We start from the raw sequence: 8,592 nt of genomic DNA, 5'->3' as shown, positions 1-8,592 counted from the left end.
TCCTTCGGGTTCGGGTTTATTATGAAGCCCTCAAACCGCCCCGGGCGAGTGTTGGCGTTATGGGTGGGCCCCTAGCGGCCCAACCGGCATTTCCGTGCCGATTTTTCGTGGGTCACCCGGGGGTGCGGACGCCGATCGCAACCCGTCAGGCGGCGTCTTTTGGGGAGAACTGAATAGCGTTGACCCATTGACCGGGCCGTCCTTAGAGTGCCTTGCGATCCTGCGCCTATTCCTCTGGGGGGAGTGGAAACGGTGGGGCACAGACCTGGTTCCGGCATACGCCACGACGGCAGTTCCTCACCCGTGCCCCGGGTCGAGTACCGCATTCTCGGCCCGCTCGAAGCGCTCGTCGACGCCAGGCCGCTGAACCTCGGCGGGATCCGGCAGCAGACGGTGCTCGCCGCGCTGCTCCTCGACGTCAACCGGGTGGTCAGCGTGGACCGCCTGGTCCGCGCCCTCTACGAGGAGGCCCCGCCGGCCACCGCCCGCGCGCAGTTGCAGATCAGCGTCTCCGCCCTGCGCCGGCTGTTCGCCGCGCACGGCCTCTCCGACGTCATCACCACCCACCCGCAGGGCTACATGGTGAAGGCGGCGGACGACCAGCTCGACCTGCTCCAGGCCCGCGACCGGGTCGGGAAGGCGCGGGCGCTGCGCGACCAGAAGGCGGAGGCCCACGACCGCACGGTGGAGGACCGCGACCGCAGGGCGGAGGCCCAGGACCGCAAGGCGGAGGCCGCCGCCCTCTTCCGGCAGGCGCTCGGACTGTGGCGCGGCGACCCCCTCGGCGGCCTGCCCAGCGAGTCGATCCGCTCCGCCGCCGGCCAGCTCACCGAGCAGTGGGTCGGCGCCACCGAGGAGTGCATCCAGCTCGAACTCGCGCTCGGCCGGCACGGCGCGGCCGTCGGCGAACTCCTCGGCCTGGTCGACGAGTTCCCGTTACGGGAGCGGCTGCGCGGCCAGCTGATGCTGGCGCTCTACCGCTCCGGGCGCCAGACCGAGGCGCTCCAGGTCTACCGCGACACCCGCCAGTGGATGATCGACGAACTCGGCGTCGAACCCGACCCCCGGCTGCAGCGGCTCGAACTCTCCATCCTCGCCGGCGACCCCCGGCTCGACCTGCCCGACAGCCGTCCGGCCGCCGCCCACGGTGCCCCGGCCGCCGAGCCCGCCGCCGCGCCGCCCGTGGCCCCCGCCGCCCCCGCCGCCGTTCCGGAGATGCTCCCCGCCGACCTCGCCGACTTCACCGGCCGCGAGCACCTGCTCGCCGGCCTGCGCGAACGGCTGCTGCTCTCCTCCCACGACCAGTCCCGGCTGGCCGTCCCGATCGTCTCCGTCGTCGGCAAGGCCGGGGTCGGCAAGACCGCCGTGGCCGTCCACGCGGCCCACCAGATCGCCGCCGAGTTCCCCGGCGGGCAGCTCTTCGCCGACCTGCACGCCGGGGCCCCCGACACCGTCGGCCCGGCCCAGGTGCTGGAGCGCTTCCTGCGCGCCCTCGGCGTCAACGGCACCGCCATCCCCGACGGGCTGGAGGAGCGGGCCGAGATGTACCGGGCCCTGCTCGCCGAGCGCCGGGTGCTGATCGTCCTCGACAACGTCGCCACCGAGAGCCAGATCACCCCGCTGCTGCCGGGCAAGCCCACCTCGGCCGTGATCGTCACCAGCCGGCGGCACATCGGCAGCCTCGCCGGAGCCGTCCGGGTGGACGTCGACACCTTCGACCCCGAGCAGTCCGCGGAACTGCTCGGCCGGATCGCCGGCCCCGCGCGGGTGGCGGCCGAACCGGAGGCGGCGAAGGCGCTCGCCGAACTCTGCGACCACCTGCCGTTGGCGCTGCGCATCGCCGGCGCCCGGCTCGCCGCCCGGCCGCACTGGGAGATCACCGAACTGGTGGAGCGGCTGGAGGACGGGACCCGCCGGCTCGACGAGCTCAAGTACGCCGACGTCGGCATCAGGGCCGGCCTCTCGCTCACCTACGAGAGCGTCAGCGAGGACGCCCGCCGGCTGCTGCGGCGGATCGCCCTGATCGACGAGGGGCCGTTCTCCACCTGGGTCGGCATGGCGCTGCTCGACCTCCCCGAGTACCAGGTCCAGGACCTGATCGACGAACTCTCCGACGCCCAACTGCTGGACGCCGTCGGCACCGCGCCCGGCCGCCACACCCAGTACCGGCTGCACAACCTGATCCGGGTCTTCGCGCGCGAACGCCTCGTCGACGAGGAGAGCGTCGAGGAGCGGGAGGCCGCACTGGCCCGGGTGATCGGCTGCTTCCTCTACCTGCTGATCGAGGCGAGGCAGCGCGAGTACGGCCGCGACGTGCTGATCCGCGGCCGCGGCACCGCCCTGCACCCGCTGCCCGCCCGGACGGTGGACCGGCTGCTGGCCGAGCCGCTGCGGTGGTTCGCCCGGGAGCGGCCCATGCTCGTGCCCCGGGTCAGGCAGGCGGCCATGATGGGCCTCACCGCGCACTGCTGGGAACTCGCCGTCACCGCCGTGACGTTCCTGGAGACCCACGGCCGGCTCGACGACTGGCGCGACACCCACGAACTCGCCCTCGCGGCCGCCCGCAAGGGCGGCGACCGGCTCGGCCAGGCCGCCGCACTGCACTCCCTCGGCTCGCTCGCGCTGACCCGGCAGAACTTCGCCGCCGCCGAGGAGCGCTTCCGCCAGGCCGCCGGGATCTTCACCGACCTCGGCGACGACCTCGGCTCCGCCCTGACCGCCCGCGGCCTCGGCTACCTCGCCCGGGTGGACGGCCGGATCGACGAGGCGACCGCCCACTACCAGGCCGCCCTCACCGTCCTGCGGGCGAGCGGCGGCTCCGTCGCCGTCGCCTACGTGCTGCACAACCTGGCCCAGCTCAAACTGGGCGCGGGCGACGAGGAGGGCGCCGGAGAGCTCCTCGACGAGGCGCTGCGGCTCAGCCGGGAGGGCCGCGGCCGGCGGGTCGAGGCCCAGGTGCTGCACCGGATGGGCCAGAGCCACCTGGAACGCGGCGGCTACGACCGGGCCCTGGAGGCCTTCTCCCGCGCCCTCGACGTCGTCCGGTTGATCGGCGACCACACCGGCGAGATCTACGCCCTGCACGGCATCGGCGCGGCCCGCCACCGGCTCGGCGAGAGCGGCGAGGCCGCCCACGCCCTGCACCGCGCCCTGCTCCTCGCGGAGGGCTCCAACGAGCGGCTGATCATGGGCCGGATCCTCGTCACCCTCGGCGAGTTGGCGCTCGGCACCGGGGAGGCCGACCTGGCGGTCCAGCACCTGCGGCGGGCCCGGCTGGTGTTCCGCCTGATGCGGACCCCCGCCGAGGAGGCCCGCACCCTCGACCTGCTGCGCTCCGCCCGGCTGGCCGCCGGTGACCCGGAGCCCCCCGCGGGCCCGGGTCCACCGTCCTAGTCGGCGATGAAGGCCACCGCGTAGTGGTTCAGCGAGAGGGTGAGGCTCACCCGGTGCCCCGACTCGCCGTCGGAGACCCGGAAGGTGGCCGCCACCTCGGGGTGCACGGTGAACAGGCCGAGCCCGCTGAAGTACCGGTCGACGTCGAATACCAGCCGGTAGAGGCCGCGTCCGCCGTCCGTCCCGCCCCACTCCTCGATCCGGCCGCTCGCGTCCGTTCTCCGCTCGACCACCGGCACCCACTCGTTGTCGACCAGCGACTCCAGTCTCGCGTCGAGGCCGGCGGCGGTGCGCCCGTGGACGCTGTCCAGCGCTTCGACGATGACCCTCGCCATCAGCCCACCCGCCCCGGGCGCGGTAACCGGGCCGGCGGACGTTCCTCGGACGGGATATCTCGCATGAAAACCACTCCTTGCCTCAGTACACGATGCATCGGGAAAAGGGCGCGTCAAGCCTATTGTCAGGGGTCCCGCTATCGGCCCGCCATCGAATGATTATTTGTTCGAAAAGTCTTGACGGACAGTGATTCCGGACCAGTAAAGTCACCGCTGCCAGCCACAATCCTCCGCCGCCGCACACCGCGACCTCCCGTCCGGTCGCCCGTCCGGCGGCGTTCCCGAAAGAGGCGGAAAATCCATGTCTCCGAAATCCGTCCCCACCGCACGGCGGCTCCGGGTATTCGACTCGACACTGCGCGACGGCGAACAGGCCCCGGGCAACGCGATGAACCCCGACCAGAAACTGGAGCTGGCCCTCGCCATCGAGGCCACCGGCGTCGACACCATCGAGGCCGGCTTCCCCAGCTCCTCACCGCGTGACTTCGAGGCGACCAGACTGATCGCGGGCGCGCTCACCACCGCCAAGGTGGCGACCCTCAACCGGGCCGTCCGCGCGGACATCGAGCTGGCCGCCCAGGCCGGCGGCGTCGAGCGCCACCAGGTCCAGATCATGGCCACCGGCAGCGACGTCCACCTGGAGCACAAGCGCGGCCTCACCCGGGCCGAGGGCCTGCACGAGATCATCGACAGCATCCGGTTCGCCCGCGAGCTGGGCTTCACCGACATCACGCTCGGCATCGAGGACGCCAGCCGGGGCAGCGACGACCTGCTGCGCCCGATGATCGAGGCCGGCATCGAGGAGGGCGCCAACACGGTGGCGCTCGCCGACACCACCGGCTGCCTGATCCCGTCCGAGTTCGGCGCCCAGGTGGCGCGGGTCCGCTCCTGGATCCCGGACCACATCATCCTGTCCACCCACTGCCACCAGGACCTCGGGCTCTCCCTCGCCAACGCCCTGGCCGGCGTCGAGGCCGGCGCGGACGAGGTGCAGGCCACCATCGCCGGCATCGGCGAGCGCGCGGGCAACACCCCGCTGGAGGAGCTGGCCGCGGTGCTGCTCTACAAGGGCGAGCAGCTCGGCCTGACCAGCCGGCTGCGCACCGAGAAGTTCTACGAGGCCTACCAGCTGCTGGCCCGGATCATCGGAATGTCGACGCCGCGCAACAAGGCGATATTCGGGGAGAACGCCTTCGCCACCCAGGCCGGAATCCACCAGGCCGGAATGCTGCGCAATCCGGTGACCTACGAATACGTCGAGCCGCACAGCTTCGGCCGCGAGCGCGGAATTCTCATCGGCCGGCACTCCGGGCGCAATGTGGTCCGCAACCTGTTCGACCAGATGGGAATCGGCGCCGAGCACGACCTGCTCGACGAGATCTACGAGACCTACATCGCGGGCCGCGCCGACGGCACCTGCATCGAACTGGGCGAGCTGCGCGAGATCATCGCCGAACGCCTGGAGCGCACCAGCGAGATGGCGGTGGCCAGCTGATGGGCGGCACCGAGCGCAACCTGATCGAGAAGGTCTGGCAGAGCCACGTCGTCGACCAGGCACCGGGCGAGCCCGACCTGCTCTACATCGACCTGCACCTGCTCCACGAGGCGAGTTCCCCGCAGGCCTTCGACGGCCTCCAGCTGGCCGGCCGCCGGGTCCGCCGGCCCGACCTCGCGCTCGCCCTCGAAGACCACAACGTGCCCACCAACACGCTGCTGGTCAAGGACGCGATGGGCAGCGCCCAGCTGGAGCGCCTGCGCGAGAACTGCGAGGAGCAGGGGATCGAGCTGTTCTCGCTCGGCGACGACCGGCAGGGCATCGTGCACGTGGTGGCGCCCGAACTGGGCTTCGTACGCCCCGGCATGACCGTGGTGTGCGGCGACAGCCACACCTCCACGCACGGCGCCTTCGGGGCGCTCGCCTTCGGCGTCGGCACCAGCGACGTCGAGCACGTGCTCGCCACCCAGACGCTGGCGCTCCAGCGCCCCCGGACGATGTCCGTCGAGTTCGTCGGCGAGCCGCCGGCCGACGTCACGCCGAAGGACCTGATCCTCGCGCTGATCGCGCACATCGGCGCCAACGGCGCCAACGGCTACGCGATCGAGTACCGCGGCAAGGCCGTCGAGAACCTCTCCATGGAGGGGCGGATGACGGTCTGCAACATGAGCATCGAGGCGGGCGCCCGCGCCGGCCTGATCGCCCCCGACGACACCACGCTCGCCTACCTGCGCGAGCGCTGGGACCCGGCCGCCGAGGCCGACTGGGACGAGGCCGTCAGCTACTGGCAGTCCCTGCGCACCGACGAGGGCGCCGCCTTCGACCGCGTCGTCGAACTGGACGTCACCGGGCTCAAGCCCTTCGTCACCTGGGGCACCAACCCCGGCCAGGCCGTCCCGCTGGACGCCGCGGTGCCGGCGCCCGAGACCTTCGCGACCCCCGCCGAGCAGCAGGCCGCGCGCCGCGCCCTGGAGTACATGGGCCTCGAACCGGACGTCGCCCTGCGGGACGTCGAGATCAACACGGTCTTCCTCGGCTCCTGCACCAACGGCCGGATCGAGGACCTGCGGGCCGCCGCCGACGTGCTGCGCGGCCGCAAGGTCTCCGACCGGATCACCATGCTCGTCGTCCCCGGCTCGATGGCCGTCCGGGCCCAGGCCGAGGAGGAGGGCCTGGACCAGGTCTTCCTCGACGCGGGCGCGCAGTGGCGGCTCTCCGGCTGCTCGATGTGCATGGGCATCAACGCCGACCGCCTCCAGGGCATCCAGCGGGTCGCGTCCACCTCCAACCGCAACTACGAGGGCCGGCAGGGCACCCACGCCCGCACCCACCTGGTCTCGCCCGTCGTCGCCGCCGCCACCGCCGTGGTCGGCCGCCTGGCCGCGCCGACCGAGCTGTGACCGCGACCGCCGGGCACACCCGCCCGACCCACCGCCATCAGACCGACCAGAGCCGGACCGACCAGCAGGGGGCAGAGGCATGAGGCAGCCGCTCACGGCGCACACCGGACAGGCCGTGGCCCTGTCCCGGGACGACGTCGACACCGACCAGATCATCCCGGCCGAGTTCTGCAAGCGGCTGACCAAGACCGGCTACGCCGACACCCTGTTCGGGCACTGGCGCAAGGAGCCCGGGTTCGTCCTGAACCAGCCGGAGCACCAGGACGCGAGCGTCCTGGTGGCGGGCCACAACTTCGGCACCGGCAGCTCCCGCGAGCACGCCGTGTGGGCCCTGCGCGACTGGGGCTTCCGGGCCGTCATCGCCACCAGCTTCGGCGACATCTTCCTGCGCAACGCGCTGAAGAACGGCCTGCTGGCCGTCGCCCTGCCGGTGCCCGTCGTCGCCGACCTCGCCGAACGCGCCCAGGCCGAACCGAAGTTCGAGATCACCGTCGACCTGGAGCAGCTGACCGTCGGCACCGACCTCGGGACCTGGGAGTTCGAGGCCGACCAGCGCGCCCGCTGGCTGCTGCTCAACGGCCTCGACGACATCGACGTCACCCTGCGCAAGGCCGACGCGATCGCCGCCTTCGAGCAGGGCCGCCCGGCCTGGATGACCAGCATCACCCGCGGCGCCTTCTCCTCCCCGGACACCGCGAAGCAGCGCCGGGCCTCCTGACGACCGCGCCCCCCGGCGCAGCTCCCAGGGCCGCGCGGCGGTGACCCTGCCCGACGCCCCCGGCCCGGCCGACCCGACCCACAACCGGCCGGCCCCACCCCAGAAACGGTGAGAGACCCATGACCAAGACAGTGACCGTCATCCCCGGTGACGGCATCGGCCCCGAGGTGACCAAGGAGGCCCTGGAGACCATCGAGTCGCTGGGCCTGGACCTCGCGGTCGACGTGCTCGACCACGTCAACGCCGACACCTACCTGCGGACCGGGGTCTCCCTGTCCGACGAGGACTTCGAGCGGATCAAGGCGAGCGACTCGGTGCTCTTCGGCGCCATCGGCGACCCCCGGGTGAAGACCTCGGACTACGGCCGCGGCGTCCTGCTGCGCCTGCGCTTCGACCTCGACCTGTACGTCAACCACCGCCCGGCCACCCTGCTCCAGGAGCGGCTGAGCCCGCTGCGCGACGCCCGGACCCGCGCCATCGACGCCGTGATCGTCCGGGAGAACACCGAGGGCCTCTACACCGACATCGGCGGAGTGCTGCGCGGGAACACCGTGCACGAGATGGCCGTCGACGCGGACGTCAGCACCTACATGGGCGTCTCGCGGGTGATGGAGTACGCGTACTCGATCGCCGAGCGCGGCGTCTGCATGGTCGACAAGTCCAACGCCGTCCGGCACGGCGGCCAGGTGTGGCAGCGGGTGTTCCGCGAGGCCGCCGCGAAGCACCCCGCCATCGACTCCACCCACCTCTACGTCGACGCCGCCGCGATGAAGCTGATCTCCGACCCGTCGCAGTTCGACGTGATCGTCACCAACAACTCGTACGGCGACATCCTCAGCGACCTGGCGGCCATGCTGGCCGGCGGCCTGGGCAACGCGGCCTCGGCCAACATCAACCCGGACACCGGGTTCGGCCTCTACGAGCCGGTGCACGGCAGCGCGCCCGACATCGCCGGCCAGGGCATCGGCAACCCCTTCGGCGCCATCCTCAGCTCCGCGCTGATGCTGGAGCGCCTGGGCTGGGCCGCCGAGGCGAAGGCGATCCAGCTGGCCGTCGGCACGGCCGTGGCCGAGGGCGCCTGCACGCCGGACCTCGGCGGCACCCTCACCACCGAGCAGGTCGGCGCCGCGGTCAGGGCGGCCCTCGCCGCGGCCTGACGGCATGACCCGCCCCCCCCCCCCCCCCCCCCCCCCCGGGGGGCCCCCCCCCCCCCCCCGCCCGGGGGCGGCCCCCCCCCCCCCCCCCCCCCCG

General features: G+C 72.5%; 6 protein-coding genes. 5 read left to right on the top strand and 1 reads right to left on the bottom strand.

The features are described from left to right. Positions 1-303 precede the first annotated feature (303 nt). On the top strand, positions 304-3,393 hold the full coding sequence (locus ACFV61_RS29670) for a BTAD domain-containing putative transcriptional regulator (protein ID WP_380494948.1): 3,090 nt from the start codon (positions 304-306) through the stop codon (positions 3,391-3,393). Here the strand turns inward: ACFV61_RS29670 and ACFV61_RS29665 are convergent. After that, positions 3,390-3,728 (bottom strand): hydroxyisourate hydrolase, encoded by a 339-nt coding sequence (locus ACFV61_RS29665; RefSeq protein ID WP_063349729.1) that lies wholly within the window; start codon positions 3,726-3,728, stop codon positions 3,390-3,392. The genes ACFV61_RS29670 and ACFV61_RS29665 overlap by 4 nt on opposite strands. Positions 3,729-4,029: 301 nt before the next feature. Between ACFV61_RS29665 and ACFV61_RS29660 the strand changes: the two genes are divergently transcribed. The 4 genes from ACFV61_RS29660 to ACFV61_RS29645 all read left to right on the top strand — a co-directional run bounded on the left by ACFV61_RS29660 (position 4,030) and on the right by ACFV61_RS29645 (position 8,498). After that, positions 4,030-5,223, top strand: coding sequence for a LeuA family protein (locus ACFV61_RS29660; protein ID WP_063349730.1), 1,194 nt, complete (start codon positions 4,030-4,032; stop codon positions 5,221-5,223). Next, a complete protein-coding gene (gene leuC, locus ACFV61_RS29655; protein ID WP_063349731.1) occupies positions 5,223-6,623 on the top strand; it encodes a 3-isopropylmalate dehydratase large subunit in 1,401 nt (466 codons plus the stop codon). The genes ACFV61_RS29660 and leuC overlap by 1 nt, the downstream gene beginning before the upstream one ends. 79 nt (positions 6,624-6,702) lie before the next feature. Then, the gene (gene leuD, locus ACFV61_RS29650; RefSeq protein WP_380494946.1) at positions 6,703-7,341 is read left to right on the top strand and encodes a 3-isopropylmalate dehydratase small subunit; all 639 of its coding nucleotides are present in this window, start codon (positions 6,703-6,705) and stop codon (positions 7,339-7,341) included. A 119-nt stretch (positions 7,342-7,460) separates the two neighbouring features. Beyond that, positions 7,461-8,498 carry an isocitrate/isopropylmalate dehydrogenase family protein gene (locus ACFV61_RS29645; RefSeq protein WP_063349733.1) on the top strand — a complete coding sequence of 346 codons (1,038 nt, stop codon included), beginning with the start codon at positions 7,461-7,463 and terminating at the stop codon, positions 8,496-8,498. Positions 8,499-8,592 lie beyond the last annotated feature (94 nt).

This window comes from Kitasatospora sp. NPDC059817 (assembly GCF_042731835.1).
Classification (GTDB): Bacteria; Actinomycetota; Actinomycetes; order Streptomycetales; family Streptomycetaceae; genus Kitasatospora.
This window is presented reverse-complemented; position numbering and strand designations above follow the sequence as displayed.

Bases quoted from the DNA above. Each gene is read 5' to 3' on its own strand.
- ACFV61_RS29665 (WP_063349729.1), bottom strand. From the start codon at position 3,728: ATGGCGAGGGTCATCGTCGAAGCGCTGGACAGCGTCCACGGGCGCACC.
- ACFV61_RS29660 (WP_063349730.1), top strand. From the start codon at position 4,030: ATGTCTCCGAAATCCGTCCCCACCGCACGGCGGCTCCGGGTATTCGAC.
- leuC (WP_063349731.1), top strand. From the start codon at position 5,223: ATGGGCGGCACCGAGCGCAACCTGATCGAGAAGGTCTGGCAGAGCCAC.
- leuD (WP_380494946.1), top strand. From the start codon at position 6,703: ATGAGGCAGCCGCTCACGGCGCACACCGGACAGGCCGTGGCCCTGTCC.
- ACFV61_RS29645 (WP_063349733.1), top strand. From the start codon at position 7,461: ATGACCAAGACAGTGACCGTCATCCCCGGTGACGGCATCGGCCCCGAG.